This is a genomic window from Streptomyces albicerus (assembly GCF_008905045.1).
GTDB lineage: Bacteria > Actinomycetota > Actinomycetes > Streptomycetales > Streptomycetaceae > Streptomyces > Streptomyces albicerus.
The window spans coordinates 26,320-47,618 of sequence record NZ_VWMY01000073.1; the positions used below are offsets into that span (position 1 = coordinate 26,320).

The 21,299-nt window shown below is 69.1% G+C and carries 20 protein-coding genes, 1 pseudogene and 2 riboswitches; of the genes and pseudogenes, 7 read left to right on the plus strand and 14 right to left on the minus strand.

Annotation, left to right across the window (positions count from 1 at the left end; genetic code table 11):
• Positions 1-11 precede the first annotated feature (11 nt).
• The 5 genes from GAS53_RS44395 to GAS53_RS44415 form a co-directional block, all read right to left on the minus strand.
• Positions 12-1,799, minus strand: coding sequence for an ABC transporter substrate-binding protein (locus GAS53_RS44395; RefSeq protein ID WP_151483467.1), 1,788 nt, complete (start codon positions 1,797-1,799; stop codon positions 12-14).
• Positions 1,800-1,860: 61 nt separating this feature from the next.
• On the minus strand, positions 1,861-2,874 hold the full coding sequence (locus tag GAS53_RS44400) for an ABC transporter permease (protein ID WP_151483468.1): 1,014 nt from the start codon (positions 2,872-2,874) through the stop codon (positions 1,861-1,863).
• Between the two features lie 414 nt (positions 2,875-3,288).
• On the minus strand, positions 3,289-4,080 hold the full coding sequence (locus GAS53_RS44405; protein ID WP_151483469.1) for an enhanced serine sensitivity protein SseB C-terminal domain-containing protein: 792 nt from the start codon (positions 4,078-4,080) through the stop codon (positions 3,289-3,291).
• Between the two features lie 256 nt (positions 4,081-4,336).
• A complete protein-coding gene (locus tag GAS53_RS44410; protein WP_151483470.1) occupies positions 4,337-5,128 on the minus strand; it encodes an enhanced serine sensitivity protein SseB in 792 nt (263 codons plus the stop codon).
• A 102-nt stretch (positions 5,129-5,230) separates the two neighbouring features.
• Complete coding sequence (locus GAS53_RS44415; protein WP_225859476.1) at positions 5,231-5,899, minus strand: AAA family ATPase; 669 nt, start codon at positions 5,897-5,899, stop codon at positions 5,231-5,233.
• A gap of 237 nt (positions 5,900-6,136) precedes the next feature.
• Positions 6,137-6,251, plus strand: a riboswitch (glycine riboswitch).
• Positions 6,252-6,368: riboswitch (glycine riboswitch) on the plus strand.
• Between the two features lie 34 nt (positions 6,369-6,402).
• Between GAS53_RS44415 and gcvT the strand changes: the two genes are divergently transcribed.
• From gcvT to GAS53_RS44440, 5 genes are all read left to right on the plus strand, one after another.
• Positions 6,403-7,545, plus strand: coding sequence for a glycine cleavage system aminomethyltransferase GcvT (gene gcvT, locus GAS53_RS44420; RefSeq protein WP_151483471.1), 1,143 nt, complete (start codon positions 6,403-6,405; stop codon positions 7,543-7,545).
• A 154-nt stretch (positions 7,546-7,699) separates the two neighbouring features.
• Entirely contained in the window at positions 7,700-8,077 is a 378-nt protein-coding gene (gene gcvH, locus GAS53_RS44425; RefSeq protein WP_151483472.1) for a glycine cleavage system protein GcvH, read from the plus strand.
• A 13-nt stretch (positions 8,078-8,090) separates the two neighbouring features.
• Positions 8,091-9,368 (plus strand): serine hydroxymethyltransferase, encoded by a 1,278-nt coding sequence (gene glyA / locus GAS53_RS44430; RefSeq protein ID WP_151483473.1) that lies wholly within the window; start codon positions 8,091-8,093, stop codon positions 9,366-9,368.
• 81 nt (positions 9,369-9,449) lie between these two features.
• Positions 9,450-10,817, plus strand: coding sequence for an L-serine ammonia-lyase (locus GAS53_RS44435; protein ID WP_151483474.1), 1,368 nt, complete (start codon positions 9,450-9,452; stop codon positions 10,815-10,817).
• Positions 10,818-10,911: 94 nt separating this feature from the next.
• Positions 10,912-11,469 carry a glycoside hydrolase family 25 protein gene (locus GAS53_RS44440; RefSeq protein WP_151483475.1) on the plus strand — a complete coding sequence of 186 codons (558 nt, stop codon included), beginning with the start codon at positions 10,912-10,914 and terminating at the stop codon, positions 11,467-11,469.
• Positions 11,470-11,474: 5 nt separating this feature from the next.
• Here GAS53_RS44440 and GAS53_RS58605 read toward each other — a convergent pair whose 3' ends face one another.
• From GAS53_RS58605 to GAS53_RS44460, 4 genes are all read right to left on the minus strand, one after another.
• Positions 11,475-12,251, minus strand: a complete 777-nt coding sequence (locus GAS53_RS58605) for an endonuclease domain-containing protein (protein WP_151483476.1) — start codon at positions 12,249-12,251, stop codon at positions 11,475-11,477.
• Positions 12,252-12,318: 67 nt separating this feature from the next.
• Positions 12,319-13,230, minus strand: coding sequence for a MerR family transcriptional regulator (locus tag GAS53_RS44450; RefSeq protein WP_151483477.1), 912 nt, complete (start codon positions 13,228-13,230; stop codon positions 12,319-12,321).
• Positions 13,231-13,409: 179 nt separating this feature from the next.
• Positions 13,410-14,286 (minus strand): IS5 family transposase gene (locus GAS53_RS44455; RefSeq protein WP_151483489.1). Its coding sequence is split into 2 segments (ribosomal slippage): positions 13,410-13,691 and positions 13,693-14,286, totalling 876 coding nucleotides; the frame shifts between segments, so codons are not numbered across the junction.
• Positions 14,287-14,340: 54 nt separating this feature from the next.
• Positions 14,341-15,342 (minus strand): zinc-dependent alcohol dehydrogenase family protein, encoded by a 1,002-nt coding sequence (locus tag GAS53_RS44460; protein ID WP_151483478.1) that lies wholly within the window; start codon positions 15,340-15,342, stop codon positions 14,341-14,343.
• A 102-nt stretch (positions 15,343-15,444) separates the two neighbouring features.
• On the opposite strand from GAS53_RS44460, the gene GAS53_RS44465 reads away from it, so the two are divergent.
• Positions 15,445-16,371 carry an AraC family transcriptional regulator gene (locus GAS53_RS44465; RefSeq protein WP_151483479.1) on the plus strand — a complete coding sequence of 309 codons (927 nt, stop codon included), beginning with the start codon at positions 15,445-15,447 and terminating at the stop codon, positions 16,369-16,371.
• A 63-nt stretch (positions 16,372-16,434) separates the two neighbouring features.
• Here the strand turns inward: GAS53_RS44465 and GAS53_RS44470 are convergent, their stop codons facing one another.
• Entirely contained in the window at positions 16,435-16,647 is a 213-nt protein-coding gene (locus tag GAS53_RS44470) for an EF-hand domain-containing protein (RefSeq protein WP_151483480.1), read from the minus strand.
• 42 nt (positions 16,648-16,689) lie between these two features.
• Positions 16,690-17,633 (minus strand): annotated as a pseudogene (locus GAS53_RS44475) (helix-turn-helix domain-containing protein).
• Between the two features lie 65 nt (positions 17,634-17,698).
• Between GAS53_RS44475 and GAS53_RS44480 the strand changes: the two are divergent.
• Positions 17,699-18,337, plus strand: coding sequence for a GNAT family N-acetyltransferase (locus tag GAS53_RS44480; protein WP_151483481.1), 639 nt, complete (start codon positions 17,699-17,701; stop codon positions 18,335-18,337).
• A gap of 18 nt (positions 18,338-18,355) precedes the next feature.
• Here the strand turns inward: GAS53_RS44480 and GAS53_RS44485 are convergent, their stop codons facing one another.
• The 3 genes from GAS53_RS44485 to GAS53_RS44495 form a co-directional block, all read right to left on the minus strand.
• A complete protein-coding gene (locus tag GAS53_RS44485; RefSeq protein WP_151483482.1) occupies positions 18,356-18,982 on the minus strand; it encodes an ADP-ribosyltransferase in 627 nt (208 codons plus the stop codon).
• Between the two features lie 116 nt (positions 18,983-19,098).
• A complete protein-coding gene (locus GAS53_RS44490) occupies positions 19,099-20,304 on the minus strand; it encodes a YncE family protein (RefSeq protein WP_151483483.1) in 1,206 nt (401 codons plus the stop codon).
• Positions 20,304-21,053 carry a polysaccharide deacetylase family protein gene (locus GAS53_RS44495; protein ID WP_151483484.1) on the minus strand — a complete coding sequence of 250 codons (750 nt, stop codon included), beginning with the start codon at positions 21,051-21,053 and terminating at the stop codon, positions 20,304-20,306. The genes GAS53_RS44490 and GAS53_RS44495 overlap by 1 nt, the downstream gene beginning before the upstream one ends.
• Positions 21,054-21,299 lie beyond the last annotated feature (246 nt).

Here is a 21,299-nt window from a genome sequence, read left to right on the forward strand (position 1 = left end):
GCCGGTCGGGATTACTTCTTCAGGCCCAGGTTCACGAAGTCGTACTGACCGCTGTAGTTGTCGGTCGTGTAGACGTTCGCGAGACGGTTGGAGCGCCAGTTGATGAACTTCTCGAAGACGAAGGGCAGGTAGTAACCGCCCTCCATGACCTTGTGGTTGATCTCCGTGGAGATCTCGGTCTTCTTCGCCTCGTCCAGCTCCGTGACGTAGTCGTCGAAGAGGCCGTCGATCGTCTTGTCCTTGATCAGGGCGAAGTTGTTGTTGCCGCTCTCAAGGATGTACTTGCCGCTCCACAGGGGCAGACCGTAGCCCTGGACGGTCGGGAAGTCCGGGCCCCAGCCCATGATGATGATGCCGTAGTTCTTCTTCTTGACGTTCTCGGGGCTACCGATGATGCCGGTGGTCTGCGCACCGTCGAACTGGTCGATCTCGACGTCGATGCCGACCTTCTTCAGCGAGGCCTGGAGGGACTCGGCGGTGGCCACCTCGACCGGCTTGTTGTTGCGGACCGCGATGGTGGTCTTGAAGCCGTTGGGCTGACCGCAGGCCTTCAGCTCTTCCTTGGCCTTGGCGGCGTTGCCGTTCTTGTTCGTCGTGGCCGACTCGTACGGGTCGTACTTCTGGCCCTCGGAGCCCGGCACGGACGGCGGCAGCATGTTGGTGCCGATGTCACCACCGGCGACCGGGCCACCACGTGCGGTCTGCAGCGACTCGTGGTCGGCGCCGTAGATCACGGCCTTGCGGCAGTGGATGTTGTCGAACGGCTTGACGCTCTGCGGGAAGACCGCGTAGCGGATGTAGCCGGAGACCGGGTTGTCCAGGTTGCCCTTGTGCTGCTTCAGGGCGGTGGTGCGGCCCTGCGGGGACAGACCGGTCTGGCCGATGTCCAGGTCGTAGTCGCCGTTGATCAGACGCTGGTCCATGTCATTGGCGTTGGTGAACAGCGTCAGCGAGATCTTGTCCGGGTACGCCTTGCGGATCGGGTCCGAGGACTGCTTCCAGTTCTCGTTGCGGACCAGGACCAGCTTCTTGTTCGGCGTGTACGACTGGAACTTGTACGGGCCGGAGGAGAAGGGCTTCAGGCCGTACTTGGACTTGGTGTCCTTGTCCTGGCGGACCGGGGCCGCCGAGGCGAGCCCGAGGATGTCCTCGAAGTCCGAGTTCGCCGCGGGCAGCTTGAAGACGATGGTCTTGTCGTCCGGGGTCTCGATCGCCTTCAGCCCCAGCTTGTCCGCGGACTTGTCCTTGTACGGGCCCGGGTACTCGCCCTTGGGGTCGAGCACGTCCTTCAGGTAGACCGGACCGCCGGACAGGACGTCCTGCGCCCACACGCGCTCGATGCCGTACTTGACGTCCTTGGAGGTGATGGGCTTGCCATCCTCCCAGGTGACACCGTCACGCAGCGTGTACGTGTAGGTCTTGCCGTCGTCGGAGATCTTCGCCGTGCTGGTGGCGAGGTCCGGAGTGACCTCGGCGCCCTTGGCTCCGGGCTCCGCCTTGCCGGTCACCAGTGTGCGGCTGTAGTACCGCATGAAGTTCCAGGCGAAGCCGTAGTAGCCGCGCGTGGTGTCCCACGAGTCGGCGTCCTGGGCGCCGGCGAACTTCAGCTCGCCGCCCTTCTTGGCGAGGGAGGCCTGCGCGACCTTGTTGTTCGCGGCGTTGAAGCCGGCCGCGCCGCTCTTCGAACCGCCGTCGTCGTCGTTGCCGCCGCCGCACGCCGCCGTGGACAGCAGCGCAGCGACCACGGCTGCGGCGGCCGCAGCTTGCTTGCGCCGCCCTGTGGTGCGTTGGGTAGTCACTCGGATCCTCCGTGTGTGTAGCGGCCCGTCGACAGATGACGGGCCCTGGGGGTACGGCAGTTCAGCGAGAACCCTTCGGGTCGAGCGCATCGCGTACGCCGTCGCCGAAGAGGTTGAAGGAGAGCACGGTGATGAAGATCGCTACGCCCGGGATCACCATGTACATGGGATCCGAGTCGTAGTAGTCGATCGCGGAGGAGAGCATCTGTCCCCATGAGGCCGTGGGGGGCTTGACGCCCACGCCCAGGAAGCTGAGCGCCGCCTCGGTGAGGATGTTCGTCGGGATCATCATCGTCGTGTACACGATGATGGGCGCGACGAGGTTGGGCAGCAGCTCCTTGAACAGGATGTAGAACCGCCCTGCCCCGAGGCTGCGCGCCGCCTCCACGTACTCGCGCTCGCGCAGGGACAGCGTCTGGCCCCGCACCACACGGCCGACATAGGGCCAGCCGAAGAAGCCGATCACCAGGATCATGACGAACAGGCGTACGCCCGTGCCCGTCAGGCCCAGCATCTCGTTCGGCATGACCGAGACCAGCGCGATGATGAAGAGCAGCTGCGGGAAGGCCAGCAGACCGTCCATCACCCGGCTGATGATCGCGTCCACCCAGCCGCCGAAGTAGCCGGCGAGCACACCGAGGATCGTGCCGAGCACCACCGCGACCAGGGCCGACAGGAAGCCGACCAGGAGCGAGACCCGGGCGCCGTAGACGATCCGGGCGAAGATGTCGCGGCCGCTGACCGGCTCGACGCCGAGCAGGTGGTCCCCGCTGATACCGCCCCAGGACCCCGTGGGGGTCGAGAAGAGCGGGTCGATCAGGTCCTCGTGGTGGGTCTCGGGGTCCTGTCCGACCAGGTTCGTGATCACGGGCGCGAGCAGCGCGATCGCGATCAGCACGAGCACGACGACGCCACCCGTCAGGGCCAGCTTGTCCCGCTTGAGACGCTCCCAGGCAATGCGGCCGAGGGAACGTCCTTGTACCGCCTTCGCCTCGGCGGAACCGGCGACGAGCGCCGCCTCCTCGGCCGCGCTCGGGGCGGCTTCGGCCGTCGGCTCGTGCAATGGTGCCGTCATCGTGGCAGGGACCCCTCTCAACCGGCGGTAGCCGGCCCACACGTGCCGCTGTAGCGGCGTGATCAGTCCGTTGTACACGGGGGCGAAACCCCCTGGACCGGGAGTCTTCAACGCCTCAGCGATCTGTTGCCAGACTTGACGGTGAATGGATGCGCAAACGTGATGCTGTCTGGGGGGTTCCGTTATCCGAACGCCGGGTAACGGGGGTCGGACGCGGGACACTTGGGGCGGAAGGGGCCTTGCATCCCATTTACCCGCGTAGATCAGGACATTCCACCCGAGGTTGATACGGGAGAGGAAGCGGGTGCTCCACGGGATGGACGCGGGCGGGCTCGATTGGTCTCAACCGCAGACTCGGATGATCTCAACCGCAGGCTCGGATGGTCTCAGTCGCGGACCCGGATGGTCTCCGTCTCAGTACGTGCCCGGGAACCCGTATCCGCCGGCCGCCGGCGCCTGGGCCGGCGCCGCGTGCGCCTCCCGGTCGTAGAACGGCCGCGCGTTGACTCGCAGCCACAGGGCCACCGGGTCGTACTCGTCGGACATCGCGACCGTCGACACCGGAAGGCCGTCCGGCACCGCGCCGATGGACTGCTGCATCATCGCCCGTACCGAGTCCACGGCGGGCGGGCTGGTGTCGTACACATCGAGCCCGATGGCGAGATACGGTGCGCCGAGCGCGGGCTGCACCCAGGCGCGGCGCAGCGAGCGGACGGCGGCGGTCCGATGCGCGTTCTGTGTGAGCAGGGCGTAGAACTGCGGGATCTCGATGCCCGGCTCGGACAGCCGGAGCGGGCCCGCGGGCTGCCGCTCGAGGCCGGTGGCGATCCGGCGCAGATCCAGCCAGGGGATGCCGACGCCGCCGCCCGGCGCGTGCGGGTTCAGCCAGAGGCCGTAGTGGTCGGGGTAGAGGGTGCGGGCGACGTCGAGTCCGTCGACCACCTCGTACGAACGGTTCCAGCCGCTGGCCGAGAGCTCCTGGGCGGAGGTCACACAGGGTGCGTAGCCGAAGCCGTCCACCTCCATGTTCCCGTACTGGGCGTCGGGCGAGCCGGCCTGGCCGTGCCAGAGCAGCATCCAGACCTGGCCGGACGACGGGGTCGCGAGGGCACGCAGGAGCGCCTCGTAGGCGTCGTAACGCCCGGGCGTCACTTGGCGCAGCATGTGCTCGACCTGCCCGGCCGCGGCCGTGCCCGACGCGCTCACCTTCTACCGCCCCTTCGCGACATCCCTGACATACGGGTTCCATTCGTCCGGGGTGCGGCGCTCACTTGAACGTGGCACGACCCCGACCGAGCCATGAAACCAGCTTAAGTGGCGATCCCGACAGCACCGTTGCGCTCCGCTGGGAAAGGTGGTGAGAGCTCGGGGCTTTCTGCCCGTGGGGAGCTGCGGGTTCGTTGTGGTTGAGCGCGCCGTTCCCCGCGCCCCTTCGGGGCGCGTCCCAGTGGGGCGGTGGTGGCTAGTGGGGGTGGTTGTAGAAAGGGCGTACCTGGGCTCGTAGCCAGTCGCCCACCGGGTCCTGGGCCACGTCCAGGAAGACGACGTTCACCGGGTGGTGGACGGGGGCCCGGCCCAGGGCTCGGGCGACGGCGTCCAGCGGGAGGGTGCGGGCGTCGTCGTGCCAGTGGGTCAGTTCGACGCCGATGAACATCACGGGGGTGCCGCCCTCGATGCTCGCCAGGCAGCGGCGGGCGCTGCGTACGACCCCGGTCGCGTCGAACTCCGCGGCGGCCGCGGACAGGAAGTCCACCGGGTCGTCCTGCCAGTCGGGCTGGAAGAGGCGTACCCGGCCGCCGCTCGCGGGGCCGTCCAGTTCGGTCCGGCCCGCCCGGCACAGCTCGGCGACGGCGGGCGGCGGCAGCGGCACGCCGACCGTGCCGTCCGGGTTCACCACGATGCCCACCTGGGGCGGCAGACCGCGCGCGAACTCGACGGCGGGCGCCACCGTGTACGACATGTGGTCGCCGACGACCTGGCGGAACTGCTGCTCCGAGCTGAAGACCGGCACGTACGCCTGTCCGCCGAGCTCCATCGTGGCCAGGTCGAGCGGGCCGCTGTGCGGGCCGCCGCCCCCGGGCAGCGGCACCCAGACGAAGCTGCGGCCCAGGACCTCCACGATCCGGAATCCCGCTGAAGGCGAGGCGGCCGCACCCAGGGACGCGGCCAGCACCTCCTCCAACTCGTTGCCGGGCCAGCCGACATGGGGGTGCGGGTGTGCCTGTGCCGGAATGTCCTGTGCCGGGAAGTCCATCTCTCTACCGCCTGCTCGAACCGCCTTTGCGGGTAATGAGATTACGCGTACGCGCCGTCAGCTGCCGAAACCTCCGTGGCCGAGGCCTCAGCCGCCGAAGCCTCAGTCGCCGAAGTCGATCCGCCGCAGCACGTCCGCCGCGGTCCGGTCGATGAGGACCGCCGAGCCGCAGCCCTCCGGCAGATCACCCTTCTCCACGGAGCGCAGCAGCCGGGCGACCGCGCCGCGGTGCCGCGCGAACGCGTACCGCGAGACGCCGCGGCCGCGCTCGCGCTGGCCGTCCAGGGCCGTGCCGGGGTCGACGTCGAGGAGCAGCAGGTGCAGCGTGCCGCCGCGGCGCCGGGCGTCCCGGGCGAGCCAGCTGCGCACCCAGGCCTGCGTACCGCAGTCGTGCACGACGACGCCCTCGCCAGAGCGCAGGGCCCGGCGCAGGCCCGCGTAGTGCGCGACGCGGACGAGGGGGCGGTAGACCGCGTACGGCAGGAAGCGGGCCAGGCGGCCGTCCCAGCGGTCGCGGGTGTCCTGGGAGTCGATGCGGCGGCCGGTCACCGCCCGGCGCATCAGGGTCGACTTGCCGCTGCCGGGCAGGCCCGTGACCACGACCAGGTCGGCCGCGCCGAAGTGGAGGCCGTGCGGGCTGCATCCCGCGCGGTCCCGCAGATCGCGGACGACGGGCGCCGGAAGCGGGCCGCACGCCTCCCTGGCCGGGACAGTGGGCTGCTTGGGCAGCGCGATACCCGCGCTCGTCGCGTACGCCGTGGTCCTGTTCACCCTGATCGTCCTCCCCATGGGGTCGGGAGACCCATCCCCGTCGAGTGTAAAGAGAAGGTAATGCGCGAGACCCCTCGTTTCTGTTCTTGTCATGCCACAGCCCCGTCACAGATCACTGTGGGTACCTGTGGACCCTGCGCGACCCCTGTGCGGCCCCTGTGCGGCTGTGTGCGGACTCCCCTGCCGTGCCGTCCCGATGCGTGCAATGATGTGCGCGCCAACTGCATACCGGCCGCTTGAATCCGCGCGGGAGAGTTCCGGGTACGTGTACACGCAGGTGTACGAGTGTCCGGGCGCCGAAGGAGCAAGTCCCTCCCTTGAATCTCTCAGGCCCCATTACCGCGCGGGCGAGGCACATCTGAAAAGCGAGCCGCTGACCAGTGGCTCCACCCAAGGTGCAAACCATTGACCACTCCCTTTACGGGTGGTCATGGCGAACCTCTCAGGTTCCGATGACAGATGGGGAGGAACGACCTCGCCGTCATGCCTTGGGAGCCCCACCGATGAGCAGTAACGCCCCCGTTGAACCGCGCCGCACGGCGCTCGATGCCCTGCATCGCTCGCTCGGCGCGACGATGACCGACTTCGCCGGCTGGGACATGCCCCTGCGGTACGGCTCCGAGCGCGACGAGCACCTCGCCGTACGCACCAGGGCCGGCCTCTTCGACCTCTCCCACATGGGCGAGATCACCGTGACCGGGCCACAGGCGGCCGCCCTGCTCGACTTCGCGCTCGTCGGCAACATCGGCGGCGTGAAGGTCGGCCGCGCCCGCTACACGATGATCTGCCGCGAGGACGGCGGCATCCTCGACGACCTGATCGTCTACCGGCTCGCCGAGACGGAGGCCGGGTCATCTCACTACATGGTCGTCGCGAACGCCTCCAATGCCCAGGTGGTCCTGGACGCCCTGACCGAGCGCGCGGCCGGATTCGACGCCGAGGTCCGCGACGACCGGGACGCGTACGCGCTGCTCGCCGTCCAGGGCCCCGAGTCCCCCGGCATCCTCAAGTCGCTCACCGACGCCGACCTGGACGGCCTCAAGTACTACGCGGGCCTGCCCGGCACGGTCGCGGGCGTCCCGGCGCTCATCGCGCGCACCGGCTACACCGGCGAGGACGGCTTCGAACTGTTCGTCGCCCCGGCCGACGCCGAGAAGCTCTGGCAGGCGCTGACCGAGGCGGGTGCCGCGGCCGGGCTCGTCCCCTGCGGGCTCTCCTGCCGGGACACCCTCCGTCTGGAGGCGGGCATGCCGCTGTACGGGCACGAGCTGAGCACCTCGCTCACTCCCTTCGACGCGGGGCTCGGCCGGGTCGTGAAGTTCGAGAAGGAGGGCGACTTCGTCGGGCGCGAGGCCCTGACCGAGGCCGCCGCCCGTGCCGAGTCGGAGCCCCCGCGCGTCCTCGTCGGCCTGATCGCCGAGGGCCGCCGCGTCCCGCGCGCCGACTACCCGGTCGTCGCCGACGGCAAGGTCGTCGGCGAGGTCACCTCCGGCGCGCCCTCCCCGACCCTCGGCAAGCCGATCGCGATGGCGTACGTCGACGCCGCGCACTCCGCGCCCGGCACGCCCGGCGTCGGTGTCGACATCCGGGGCACCCACGAGCCGTACGAGGTCGTGGCGCTGCCGTTCTACAAGCGCCAGAAGTGAACACTGGTCCGCAGGCCCCGGACGTGACGCCGGCTCGCAAGCGCCGGAAGTGACACTCGTCGGCAGGCGTCAGAAGTGACCCTGGGCACATCCGCCCAGCTCACCAGCACTCCCCATGCATCAGCACTCCCCCGCGTACAGGAGAATTCAGGCCATGAGCAACCCCCAGCAGCTGCGCTACAGCAAGGAGCACGAGTGGCTGTCGGGCGCCGAGGACGGCGTCTCGACGGTCGGCATCACGGAGCACGCGGCGAACGCGCTCGGCGATGTCGTGTACGTCCAGCTCCCGGAGGTGGGCGACACGGTGACCGCGGGCGAGACCTGCGGTGAGCTGGAGTCGACCAAGTCGGTGAGCGACCTGTACTCGCCCGTGACGGGCGAGGTCACCGAGATCAACCAGGACGTGGTGGACGACCCCGCGCTGGTGAACACCGCCCCCTTCGAGGGCGGCTGGCTGTTCAAGGTCCGGGTCGCGGAGGAGCCGAAGGACCTGCTCTCCGCGGACGAGTACACCGAATTCTCCGGCTCCTAAGGACTCCTGACACATGTCGCTTCTGAACACGCCCCTGCACGAACTCGACCCGGACGTCGCCGCCGCCCTCGACGCCGAGCTGAACCGTCAGCAGTCCACCCTCGAGATGATCGCCTCGGAGAACTTCGCCCCGGTCGCGGTCATGGAGGCCCAGGGCTCGGTCCTCACCAACAAGTACGCCGAGGGCTACCCGGGCCGCCGCTACTACGGCGGCTGCGAGCACGTCGACGTCGCCGAGCAGATCGCGATCGACCGGGTCAAGGAGCTGTTCGGCGCCGAGTACGCCAACGTGCAGCCGCACTCGGGCGCCTCCGCCAACCAGGCCGCCCTCTTCGCGCTGGCCCAGCCCGGCGACACCATCCTCGGTCTGGACCTGGCCCACGGCGGCCACCTGACCCACGGAATGCGGCTGAACTTCTCCGGCAAGCAGTTCAACGTGGTCGCCTACCACGTGGACGACTCCGGCCTGGTCGACATGGCCGAGGTCGAGCGGCTCGCCAAGGAGCACCGGCCGAAGGTGATCATCGCCGGCTGGTCGGCGTACCCGCGGCAGCTGGACTTCGCGGAGTTCCGCCGGATCGCGGACGAGGTCGAGGCCTACCTGTGGGTCGACATGGCGCACTTCGCGGGTCTGGTCGCGGCCGGTCTGCACCCGAACCCGGTCGAGCACGCGGACGTGGTCACCTCCACCACCCACAAGACGCTGGGCGGCCCGCGCGGCGGCATCATCCTGGCGAAGAAGGACTTCGCGAAGAAGCTCAACTCCTCGGTCTTCCCCGGCTTCCAGGGCGGTCCGCTGGAGCACGTGATCGCGGCCAAGGCGGTCTCCTTCAAGGTCGCCGCGAGCGAGGACTTCAAGGAGCGCCAGCGTCGTACGGTCGAGGGCGCGCGGATCCTCGCCGAGCGTCTGACGGCCGCCGACGCCCGTGAGGCCGGCGTGAACGTCCTGTCCGGCGGCACGGACGTCCACCTGATCCTGGTCGATCTGCGCGACTCCGAGCTGGACGGGCAGCAGGCCGAGGACCGCCTCCACGAGGTCGGCATCACGGTCAACCGCAATGCCGTCCCGAACGATCCGCGCCCGCCGATGGTGACGTCGGGGCTCAGGATCGGTACGCCCGCCCTCGCCACCCGCGGCTTCACCGCCGAGGACTTCGCCGAGGTCGCGGACGTCATCGCGGAGGCGCTGAAGGCGCCCGCTTCCTTCGGGGCGGCCGACGCGGAGGCGCTGAAGGCCCGGGTGAAGGCCCTGGCCGACAAGCACCCGCTGTACCCCGGTCTGAACAAGTAGTTCCTTTTGTGGGGTGTCCCGCACACTCGTAGGTGAGCGGGACACCCCACGCCCTGCACCACCCCGTATTGAGGAGTCCCCGTGGCCATCTCGGTCTTCGACCTGTTCTCGATCGGCATCGGCCCGTCCAGCTCCCACACGGTCGGCCCGATGCGTGCGGCGCGGATGTTCGCGCGCCGCCTCCGGAGCGAGGACGTGCTGGCCTCGGCGTCCTCGATACGCGCGGAGCTGTACGGCTCACTGGGCGCGACCGGGCACGGGCACGGGACGCCCAAGGCGGTGCTGCTCGGCCTGGAGGGCGCCTCGCCGCGGACGGTGGACGTGGAGGGTGCCGACGACCGGGTCGAACAGATCAAGTCGTCCGGCCGCATCGCCCTGCTCGGCGAGCACGAGATCGACTTCTCCTTCTCCGACGATCTGGTCCTGCACCGCCGCAAGACGCTGCCGTACCACGCGAACGGCATGACGCTGTGGGCGTACGACGCCTCGGGTGCCGAACTGCTGTCGAAGACGTACTACTCGGTGGGCGGCGGCTTCGTCGTCGACGAGGACGCGGTGGGCGCCGACCGCATCAAACTGGACGACACGGTCCTCAAGTACCCCTTCCGCACGGGCGACGAGCTGCTCCGGCTGACGCGCGAGACGGGCCTGTCCATCTCCGCCCTGATGCTGGAGAACGAGCGGGCCTGGCGCACAGAGGAGGAGATCCGCGAGGGGCTCCTCGCCATCTGGCGGGTGATGCAGGCGTGCGTCTCGCGCGGCATGTCCCGCGAGGGCATCCTGCCCGGCGGCCTCAGGGTCCGCCGCCGCGCCGCCGTATCGGCCCGCCAACTGCGCGCCGAGGGCGACCCGTTGGCCCACGCGATGGAGTGGATCACGCTGTACGCGATGGCGGTGAACGAGGAGAACGCGGCGGGCGGCCGCGTTGTCACGGCCCCCACGAACGGCGCGGCGGGCATCATCCCGGCGGTCCTGCACTACTACATCAACTTCGTGCCGGGCGCCGATGAGGAGGGAGTCGTACGCTTCCTGCTCGCGGCCGGCGCGATCGGCATGCTCTTCAAGGAGAACGCCTCCATCTCCGGCGCGGAGGTCGGCTGCCAGGGTGAGGTCGGCTCGGCCTGCTCGATGGCCGCCGGCGCCCTCGCCGAGGTCCTCGGCGGCAGCCCCGAACAGGTCGAGAACGCCGCCGAGATCGGCATGGAACACAACCTCGGCCTCACCTGCGACCCGGTCGGCGGCCTCGTCCAGATCCCCTGCATCGAACGCAACGGCATGGCCGCCGTCAAGGCCGTGACCGCGGCGAAGATGGCGATGCGCGGCGACGGCTCCCACAAGGTGTCCCTCGACAAGGTCATCAAGACGATGAAGGAAACGGGCGCGGACATGAGCGTCAAGTACAAGGAGACCGCTCGGGGCGGGCTGGCGGTGAACATCATCGAGTGCTGAGGGTGAGGCGGACGAAGTGAGGGAAGATCAAAGGTAGTTGCCCCCACAAGCACCACGGTGCACCGTCCCCCCACCACCGCACGGAGGAACCACCATGCTGCGCGGCATCGACGTAAGTGCCTACCAGTCGTCCTCGTACAACACCGAAGGTCTGTCCTTCGTCTTCGTCAAGGCCACGGAAGGCCGGACGTACGTCAACCCGAAACTGAGCGCGCAGACGAAGAGGGCCCGGGACGCCGGATGCGTGGTCGGCTTCTACCACTTCCTCTGGCCGGGCAACCTCACGGCCCAGGCCGAGTACTTCGTCAGCAAGGCCCCGGAGAAGGCGGGCGACATCCTGGCCGTCGACTGGGAGACGACGAGCGACGGCACCCACGCGAGCAACGCCGAGAAGGACCGCTTCATCCGCAAGGTGAAGGAACTGCGGCCGAACCATCGGGTGATTTTGTACGCGAACAGGAACTACTGGTTGAACGTCGACACCACCTCGTATGCCGGTGACGGCCTCTGGATCGCCGACTATGTGACCGCCGGCAAGCCCCGCATCCAGGCGAAGTGGCGCTTCCACCAGTACACCGACGATCCGCTGGACAAGAACGTGGCGGACTTCGAGAGCAAGGCTGCCCTGCGCGAGTGGGCGACGAGCGCCTAACGCCCTTACTCACGTAAGGGGGCGGCCAGTTCCTCGCGGAGTCGCTTCGCCGGTGGATTGTGGATGTAGCTGTTCAGCCAGTCGAAAGTACGGAGGCTGGGCGGGAGAGATTCGTACCAGGCAAGACCATAGAGGTTGCACTTCGTACAGACGAGAGCACGCACGCACTCCCCGCAGCTCCGCCTGCCCGGGCAGCACGCATGGTCATGGTCGATGTGCATGACCCCTCTCCCGCCGGCATCGGCAGTTCCGCATACCGCGCAGTTCCCTCCCTGGTACCGCAAGAGCAACTCGAGGAACTCCTTAGTCACGTTGTAGTGACTCAGCCGAACGCGTTCGGCGTTGCACGGCTTGCAATAGGGTCTTGGCGCACCTGCCGCGTTGAGCACCGAATACTCCGACACGGGCTTGTTCTCGCCGCACCCAAGGCAGGCGATGATCCCGCTTTCGACCATCGCCCTGTAGACGCCGTTATCCCGCCTTTTGCGCAGAGGAGACAACGGCCTTCCCGCCCTTCGCTGGTTGTAGTGAGCGGTGCAGAGCCCTGTGGCCCGCACCGCTCTCCCGCACCCATCGAATTGGCATGGCCTGTAACTCGCTTGTTCGGCAATGCGGCTCTTGATGGGAGCGAGATCCCTGCCACGCCGAAGCTGTGCGTAGTGGGCACTGCACAGCCGTCCCGTAAAGGTGTGCCGCTCCGATGACCGGCCGCAGGCCCATCCGCTCCCCTCGGCCACACACAATCTGCCCGACTCGACACGCCCACCCTCGATAGAACTCATGATCGGATGAACGAGCCGGGCCGATCACGAGTTACGCCCGAAAACCCGCCATCCGCTAGGCCGTGTTTTAGCTAGCGGGTGAGTCTTGGGCGGATAGTTCTTCGGCCAGTTCCATACAGCGCAGACGGGCTGGGGAGAAGTCGTAGGGCATCTTGCCGATGGCTTCGAACACGCTCATGGAGTCAGCCTCCCGCCTGCCAGAGCTGAGGTCGGCCTCGTCCTCGCCGTCATCGGCGGTGGCAGGGTGCAAAGTGTCCCAGGCGTCGAAAAGGTCATCGTCGTCCTTCCCCAGGCCGGACTCCTCGATGACGGCCTGCAGGGCGCTTTCGAAGGCGTGCCGCTCGACGGCCACCTGAGCCACCCGTGGATCATCGACGGCGACGCTGTCATCGAGTGCCTCCTCGGCGTCATCGATGCGGTCGGAATCCTCCCGCAGAGTGGGATGCGTGGCCAGGACGACGAAGCGGGTGGCCTGGACGGCCGCGCCGAGCGGGCCGAAGATCCGCTCAGTGACCAGCAGACTGTCCAGGTCCGCCTGACGCAGGGAGCCCTCGGGCAGGCTCTTGAGACGGTCGGTGACGAAGTCGGAGAGCAGGCCCATCCGGCTGCCTTCGGTGCGCATCCGCTGCACAGCGGTCCGCTGCCGCCGCAATTCCGCCTCCTGCTCGGCGAGGGTTTCCTCCAACCGCTCCAGGATGCCCGCGATACCGTCTCCGCTGTCCGCACCGGCGGAAGCCGTGCCGGTGGTAAAGGCGTCACGGATGTCGTCCAGGGCGATCCCGGCATCGGCCATCTTGCGAATCCACAGCAGTCGGATCATGTCCTCGTACCCGTAGCGGCGGCGGTCATCGCCGCCCCGCTCAGGCTCGGGGAGCAGGCCGATCTCGTGGTAATGGCGAACCGCCCGCGGCGTGGTGCCGGCGAAGGCCGCCGCGTCACCGATCTTGACCTGGCGGGGTGGCATGAAGGACGCATGCATGAGCAGGGACCTTTCCTCAAGGGACCGGGACGTAAGTCCACCGGACCACATGCCGCTACGGAAGGTGCAACCCCATACACACCGCCCCGCGCCAATGCCAGGAAACGCGCTCTTCCTCCGTAATGACCGCAGGCCCGTCCTTTCCTGCTGGGGCATCCGCACGACGGCAGGCTGAGGGTTCACAGCCACTGATGAATCGCCGCGACCTGAACCGTCGCCTCGAACCGAACCGCAAGTTTGTCGAACCGGGTCGCCACGGCCCGGTGCTGCTTGAGACGGCTGATCCCGCATTCGACCGCATGCCGGGCCTTGTAGTCCTCGCGGTCGAAGACGGGCGGACGGCCACCGCCACGGCCGCGGCGCCTGCGGTTGCGGTTGCGGACCTGATCGACCGGCTCAGGAATCGTGCACCTGATGCCACGTCTGCGCAGGTAGGCGCGATTCGCGCGTGAAGAGTACGCCTAAATCGCCTCGCACCCGCAGCGGGCGGCTTCTCGGCCGGCCGGCACCAGGCCGGGCCACCCCGATCGCGTTCAGGACCGGCTCGAACTGCGGACTGTCACCGCGCTGCCCGGCGGTGATCAGCAGCGACAACGGCTTCTGTCCCTGCTCACACGCCAGATGAATCTTCGTGGTGAACCCGCCTCGCGACCCGCCCAGTCCATGGTCTTCAGGTTCGGCGCTCACTCCGCCCGGCGGTTCCTTCTGCACAGCACCGCGCCGGCGGGCACCGGCAGCATGCTGGTGTGCCCGGCAGAAGGTGGAGTCGACATTGACCTCCCAGAAGATCAGCCCGGCCGCATCAGCCCTCGCCTGCCACAACGTCAACAGCCGGGCCCACACACCCCGACGCTGCCATCTCCGGAACAGGCCATACACCGTCTGCCACGGTCCGTACTCGAACGGCAGGTCCCGCCACGGAACTCCGGTCCGAACCCGCCACCGCACACCGTCTACCAGCCGCCGACAGCCAGGCCACCTGCGACTTATGCCCACCGCAGGCAGCAACGACTCCAGCACCGACCACTGCTCATCAGAAAGATCCCCTCGCCCCACATCTTGATCATCACCGTGCAGGGCGCGCACAGGAATCCGAACCTAAAACACGGCCTAGATCCGTACCACGATCTTGCCCGTGTGCTCATTGCTCTCCATCAGGCGGTGTGCGTCCTGGATGCGGTCGAGCCCGTCGAAGACCTCGCCGATCACCGGCCGGAAACCGCCGTCGCGCAGGCCGGCGTTGAGGAAGGCCGTGGAGCGGCGCCGACCGCCCGGCGTGGTGATCAGGGCGAAGTTCGCGTACGTGTGGACGGTGACGGGCCAGTTCCAGGGGAGCTCGGCGGGGCGCGGGTCGAGCCAGCCGTACCAGACGACCGTGCCGCCCTCGGCGAGCGCGTCGCCCAGCGGGCGGAAGGCGGGCCCGCCGATCGCGTCGAAGATCACCTCGACCCCGCGGCCGCCGGTGAGTCGTCTGGTCTCCTTGGCCACCGTCTCCGCACCCGAGCCGCCCGACACGATCACGTGCTCCGCGCCCAGGTCGAGCAGCTGTTGCCGCTTCGCCTCGGTGCGGGTCGTGGCGAGCGGGATCGCGCCGATACGGCGGGCGACCTGGATCGCGGCGGTGCCGACACCGCTGGACGCGCCAGTGATCAGCACATGGTCGCCGGGTTTCGTCCCGGCCGTTTCCAGCAGCGCCCCGTACGCGGTCGTGTACGTCAGCCAGGCGGCGGCCCCCGTGACCGCGTCCACCGACTCCGGGCGCCGTACGACCGCGGTCTCGGGCAGCACGACCCGCTCGGCGTACACACCCTGTGCACTCATCTCGATGCCGGGCCCGGTCATCACGAGGTCCCCGCCGGCGAGTTCGGTGACGCCCTCGCCGACGGCCTCGATCACGCCGGAGGCCTCGTAGCCGAGGCGGGAGGCGGGCAGGGAGGGCTGGTAGTAGTAAGTCCCGGCGCGGAACAGGGCTTCGGCGCGGTTCAGCCCCAACGCCTCGACGCGGACGAGGACTTCACCGACTCCGGGGTCGGGTACTTCGGCGTCCTCGATCTTCAGGACTTCAGGCCCGCCGAGTTCATGAAAAAGCACGGTCCGTGCGGTAGTTGGCATACCCATGACGCTAGAAGCAGGCGGCGAGACGATCCATGTCCACTGATCTCGATTTCCTGTCCGCACGTCTCGCCGGGCGAACGGGCCTCTAGAGTCAGGGACATGGACGTACTGAGTGACGCCATCGCCGCGATGCGCGCCGGGCGGCCGCACTCCTCCCGACAGGCCAAGTACGCGCCCTGGGGCTTGGAGTTCGAGCCGTCCGCCGGTGCCGGGTTCCATGTGGTGCTGCAGGGTTCGGCGTGGCTGATTCCCCGGGAGGGCCAGCCGGTGGCGCTCGGGCCCGGCGACGTGGTGTTCCTGGCCCACGGGCGCGGGCACGGGCTGGCCAGCGATCCCGGCGTACCGCTGGAGGAGGTCCGGCTGCGGGAGGACGGCACCTGGCCCGAACCCACACCCGCCGCGGAGCACTCGGGCGAGGGCCCCGCCACCGTGCTGCTGTGCGGTGCGTACCAGCTGAACCGCGCCCGGGCGCACCCCCTTCTCTCCGAGCTGCCGGAAGTCGTCCACCTCCCCGCCCGGATCGGCGCGCACCGCTCCCTGCGCACGGCCGTCGAACTCCTCGGTACGGAACTGGAGGACCCGCAGCCCGGCTCGGACACGATCCTCACGTCCCTCCTGGACACACTCCTGCTCTACATGCTGCGCGCCTGGTGGCAGCGCGAGCGCCACGGCTCCGGTCATCCCACGGGCTGGTCCGCTGCCCTCGCCGACCCGGCCGTGACGGCCGCCCTCCACGCCATCCACGAGGACCCGTCCCGCCCCTGGACGGTCGAACAGCTCGCCCTCGGCGCGGGACAGTCCCGCGCGACCTTCGCCCGCCACTTCACCGCCCTGGTGGGCCGTCCCCCGCTCGCCTACCTCACCTGGTGGCGCATGACGACCGCCGGCCGCCTCCTCCGCGAGTCCGACACGCCTCTCCGCCTGGTCGCCCAGCACACCGGCTACACCTCGGAGTTCGCCTTCGCCAAGGCCTTCAAGCGGGAGTACGGGGTGGCGCCGGGGCAGTACCGGAAACAGGCGTCCTGAGCGCGGGCCGCCCGGACATGGCGAAGGGGTGTCCGGCACGGCCGGACACCCCTTCCGCTCCGCCTACTTGTCCAGGTGGGACCAGAACTCGTCGAACGAGAGCAGTTTGTCGCCGTTGAGGTCCTGCGCGGCGATGACCGCCTCGGCGACCGACTCGGTGACGTTCCAGTCGCCGCCCTGGGCCAGGGCCTTCTTGAACTCGGCGGCGGTGATGTAGCCGTCCCCGTCCACGTCGATGCGCTCGAACGCCTTGCGTGCTTCCTCGATGTCCGCCACCGGGTCCGCCCCTTCTCATGTGCAGTACTGACTGGGGTCAGATTAACTGCCGAGGTGAGCGCGGAGTGCGGCGACCACCCACCCGAACTCCCCCGTGTGCGGCGGCTTGGGTTCCCGGCCCCTGATGATCGACGCCAGCTCTCGGTAGCGGGCGGCCTCCGTCCAGGAGCCCGCCTCAAGCCGTTCCAGGGCGGCGACCCGATCCTGGTCGCCCAGGAGATCGTCCAGGACCGCGGCTGCCTCGGGTGCGTCCGGCGCGATGCCCTGTTCGCGAGCCCGGCCCACCGCCTCGACCACGCGCCCGGCGAACCCGAGCGAGGCGCCCTCCGAGGTGTCCGGGCCTCGACCGCGGGCGTTGAACTCGATCACCTCGCGCATCCGCACCCGGAAGTCCGGGTCCTGCATCAGCTCGGCCAGCTCCACCCACGCGTCGACCTGTTCGGTCGTGGGATCGTCCGGCAGGTCGATCGCGGTGTGCCGCATACGGTTGCGGATCGCGAGGTCCGCCGCGTCGAGGCCGCCGAACACCTCGTCGACGAAGTCCTCGATGATCCGCCTCCGCTCGGCGGCCGACAGTCGCGCCAGTTCGGGGGTCTGGGGGTATCCCCCAGAAAGCACAGCATGAGGGTCATCTCCTCCGCGGTCGAGCCGCGTCGCGCCACGGTCGACAGCACCGCCCGGGTCACCTTCAGCGCCCGGATCTGCGCATCCAGGGCCGTCACATACGTGGCCGCCACCTCCGCGACCGTCGTCTCGCCCGCCACCACCTGGCGTACGTGGTCCAGGCCGAGGCCCAGTTCCCGCAGCGTACGGATGACTTCGAGGCGGGCCACGGACGCGGCGTCGTACAGCCGGTAGCCGCCCGCCGAGCGGGTCACGGGCGGCAGGGCGCCCGCGTCCGACCAGTAGCGGATGGTGCGCACCGGCAGTCCGGTGCTCCGGGAGAGCTGCCCGATGGTGAGCAGCCCGGTGCCGTCGTCGATCATGTCGTGGAGTCTGGGCCTTCCAGTGGGTGGAGACTCAAGGGCGAGCGAGGGGAAGGGGCGGCGCGGTGGCCGGCACTCTGCGGGACATTCTGGACGCGGCGGCTCGAGGAGTCTTCCCGCCGGCGGACGGCGGCATCACCGTCGTGCCGCAGCACTCTCATCGCGATGCCGGCGTCATCGCCTTCACCGCGCACTCCGTGGTCTTCACCGACGAGGAGGAAGGGTGGGTACGCGGGGCGCTGGCCCGGCTCGACTGCGATCCCCTCGCGGCGACCATGAATCCGCGGTTCCTGGCGGCGTTCATGGAGCGTACGGGGCGTACGACGGACACGGTCGACCTGCTGACGGTCGCCACGCCTCTGTCCGGTCCGCCGTCGATCGGCGTGACGGAACTCGACGATCCCGACCATCCCCGGGTCGCCCGCGCCCGCAAGCGGCGTGACGACGTGCGGGTGTGGGCCGTCGACGGGGGCGTACTCGTCCTGGGGCGCGGGGTCGCGGGGCGGCTCGAGGCCGCGATCGAGGTGGACGAGGGGGTACGGCACCGGGGGCTGGGGCGTGCGCTCGCCTCGGCGGCGCGACGGCTGAGCGGGGGCGAACCGGTCTGGGCGCAGCAGGCCGCCGGGAACGCCCGCAGCGTACGGGTGTTCCAGGCGGCCGGGTTCCGCCCGGTCGGGGCGGAGGCGCTACTCGTCGCTCACTGACTCGGTCGGCTCACCGGGTCAGTGCCAGGGCTCGTAGTACGGGTTGCTCTCGCAGTCGCTCATGATCTCGGTCTTGGTCTTCTTGTCGACCGGGCAGACGCCGATGATGTACTGCCGCGCGATACCGCCCGGGAAGGCGACCTCGACCTGGTCGGCCCACTTGTGGGTGTCGCCGATGGTCTTGTTGACGTCCACGCCTCCGGGAGCGTCGATGTAGTAGTTGTAGCCGCTCTTCCACCACGTCTTGTAGAGGTCGTGGTCGTAGCTCGTGGAGACGTACGGCGAGGGCTGGTTGACGAGGACGTACTGCTCGATGTCGTACTGCCCGTTCACGACGTCCTTGGGATGGAAGCCCTGCTCGAAGACGACGGACGGGCCACGGCCGTCGCTGCGGTAGAGCGTGCCGCAGGTCTTGCGCCAGACCGGCTCGGGCGTGATGCGGTCGACCTCCACGCGGCGGTCCACGGCGGCGTGGACGGGGTCGGCGAACTTGGGACAGGTGGGGGCGGCCTTCGCGGCGAAGGGTGCCTTTGTGGCGGAGAGGGCCTTCGTCTCGGCGGGGAGCGTCGCGGCGGACGTCGCGAAGACGGCCGAGAGGGACAGGACGACGGCAGCGGCCCGCCGCCGCAGGCGAGTTGTGATCATGGGGAGCACGATCTCGGTTCTGCGGGGACGGGCCGTGGATCTTCACTCGTATGGCGGCGTGTCCGCCGACGGGCGTTGCCGCAGGTGTCTCAACTTCTTCGGTTGCCTCGGTTGTCTCAGCGGAAGATGCCGGTGTGGCCGAGCGAGTAGCGGCCCGGCTGCGGGTACACCGCGAGGCCGTGCGGGCCGTTGCCGACCGGGATGCGGGCGAGTTGGACACCGGTGCGGGTGTCGATGGCGTACACCTCGGAGTCGTAGCGGCCGGAGAGCCAGAGGACCTTGCCGTCGGCCGAGACCCCGCCCATGTCGGGGCTGCCGCCGTCCGGGAGGCGCCACTTCTTGGTGAGCCGGTCCTGGGTGAAGTCGAAGACGGAGATGGTGCCCTCGCCCCGGTTGGAGACGTACATCTCGCGGGAGTCGCGGCTGACGTACAGGCCGTGGCAGCCCTTGCCGGTGGGCAGGAGCTTCGGCTTGTCGAACTTGTCGCCGTCCAGGACCCACATGCCGTCGGCCATCATGTCGGCGATGTAGAACTTCTTGCCGTCCGGGGAGATCTTCACGTCCTGCGGCATGGCGCCCTCGAAGGGCAGTTTCTGCTGGCCGACGACCTTCATCTTCTCCGTGTCGACCTTCAGCAGTTCGCCGCTGAACTCGCAGGAGACGATGAAGTACCGGCCGTCGAGCGAGAAGTCGGCGTGGTTGACGCCGTAGCAGGTGACGGGTTCCGTCTTGAGCCGCTTCATCGTGTGCGGGTCGCGGAAGACCAGTTCGCGGTCGAGGGACGCCATGACGACGGCGTACTTGCCGTTCGGCGTGAAGTAGAGGTTGTACGGGTCGTGGACCTCGACCTCCTTGCCCGCCTTGCCGGTCTTCGGGTCGATGGGGGTGAGGGTGTGGCCGCGGTTGTTGTTGACCCAGAGGGTCTTCATGTCCCAGGAGGGGACGACGTGCTGGGGCTGGACGCCGACCGGGATCGTCTCGATGACCTCGTAAGTCTTCGGGTCGATGACCGTGACCGTGTCGGACTCGGTGTTGGGGACGTAGACGCGGGACGGGAAGTCCTTGACGACCGGGGAGAGCTTGTTCGGGCGGTCGGCGGCGTAGACGTCGGTCTTGTCGAGGACGGGCGGCATACCGGGCAGCCCCTTGACGACGGGTTTCTCCGGCTTGGCGGGCTTGGCGGGTTTGACCGCGCCCAGTGCTCTGTTCTCCCCCTCCTCGGACTCGGTGCCGCAGCCGGCGAGGGCGAGAGCCGCGAGTACGGCGACCGCGGTCAGGGCGCGCTTGGTGAGGTTCCGGTGTTTCTTGTGGGGCGTCAGCATCAGGTCAGCAACTCCGTGGTGGTCACCGCGCGCAGGCCGCGGCGGTCGAGTTCGTGCAGGAGGGCGGGGAGCGCGGCGACCGTGTCCGCGTACCCGAAGTGCAGGCTCACCACGGATCCGTTGCGGATCTCGGTGGTGACCTTGCGGGTGATGGCGGGGGCGCCGGGTGAGGTGAAGTCGAGCGAGTCGACGTCGTACGAGAGGACGTGCGGGTAGCCGGCGCGGCGGGCCAGTGTTTCCACGAGGGGGGATGCGCGGGCGGCGCGGGAGGGTCGGAACCAGCTGCCGATCGAGCCGGTGAGGCTGCGGAGCCGCTCGGCGCACTCGGTGATCTCCGCGTACGCCTGCGCCTCCGGCATCGAGTTGATGTCGAGGTGGTGCTGGGTGTGGTTGCCGAGGTCGTGGCCGCCGTCGAGGATGCGGCGGGCCAGGGCGGGGTGGGCGTCCAGCCACGTCCCGACGGCCAGCACGGTGATGTGGGCGCCGTGTCTCTCGGCTTCGTCGAGGAGGGCACGGGCGGTCGTGGGGTCGCCCTGGCCGTGGAAGGTGAGGGCGATGCGGGGGTGGGTGCGGGGGCCGTGGGTGATCTGGGTCGGGTGGTGGGGGAAGGCGCGGGGCGCCTGCGGCGGGCTGCCGGGTGGGGCGGCCGGGGCCGTGACTGCGCGGGTCGCCCCACAGCCGGCGAGGGTGCCTGCGGCGGTGAGGGCGGCGGCTGTTCTGAGGGCGGCGCGACGGTCGGTCGTGGTCACCGCACCATTTAAGGGCGAGTTGGGGCGAAAAGTAGCGATTGAACCGATTGGCGTGCAGGTACGGGTCGCTCCGCGGGGTGCGCGTAAGTACGCCTGAGGGCTCGGGGGGTGGGGGGTGGTTGGGCGGCTGCGGGTTGTTCGTGGCCGGCGTCGCTGGGTTCGCCCCCGCCGCCCCTACCCGTCCCATCCTTCTGGGGCTCCGCCCCAGACCCCGCTCCTCAAACGCCGGAGAGGCTGAGATACCCA

Coding starts and splice junctions, on each gene's coding strand:
- GAS53_RS44400 (WP_151483468.1), bottom strand. CDS start 2,874: ATGACGGCACCATTGCACGAGCCGACGGCCGAAGCCGCCCCGAGCGCG.
- GAS53_RS44410 (WP_151483470.1), bottom strand. CDS start 5,128: ATGGACTTCCCGGCACAGGACATTCCGGCACAGGCACACCCGCACCCC.
- gcvT (WP_151483471.1), top strand. CDS start 6,403: ATGAGCAGTAACGCCCCCGTTGAACCGCGCCGCACGGCGCTCGATGCC.
- gcvH (WP_151483472.1), top strand. CDS start 7,700: ATGAGCAACCCCCAGCAGCTGCGCTACAGCAAGGAGCACGAGTGGCTG.
- glyA (WP_151483473.1), top strand. CDS start 8,091: ATGTCGCTTCTGAACACGCCCCTGCACGAACTCGACCCGGACGTCGCC.
- GAS53_RS44440 (WP_151483475.1), top strand. CDS start 10,912: ATGCTGCGCGGCATCGACGTAAGTGCCTACCAGTCGTCCTCGTACAAC.
- GAS53_RS58605 (WP_151483476.1), bottom strand. CDS start 12,251: ATGAGTTCTATCGAGGGTGGGCGTGTCGAGTCGGGCAGATTGTGTGTG.
- GAS53_RS44450 (WP_151483477.1), bottom strand. CDS start 13,230: ATGCATGCGTCCTTCATGCCACCCCGCCAGGTCAAGATCGGTGACGCG.
- GAS53_RS44460 (WP_151483478.1), bottom strand. CDS start 15,342: ATGCCAACTACCGCACGGACCGTGCTTTTTCATGAACTCGGCGGGCCT.
- GAS53_RS44465 (WP_151483479.1), top strand. CDS start 15,445: ATGGACGTACTGAGTGACGCCATCGCCGCGATGCGCGCCGGGCGGCCG.
- GAS53_RS44485 (WP_151483482.1), bottom strand. CDS start 18,982: ATGATCACAACTCGCCTGCGGCGGCGGGCCGCTGCCGTCGTCCTGTCC.
- GAS53_RS44490 (WP_151483483.1), bottom strand. CDS start 20,304: ATGCTGACGCCCCACAAGAAACACCGGAACCTCACCAAGCGCGCCCTG.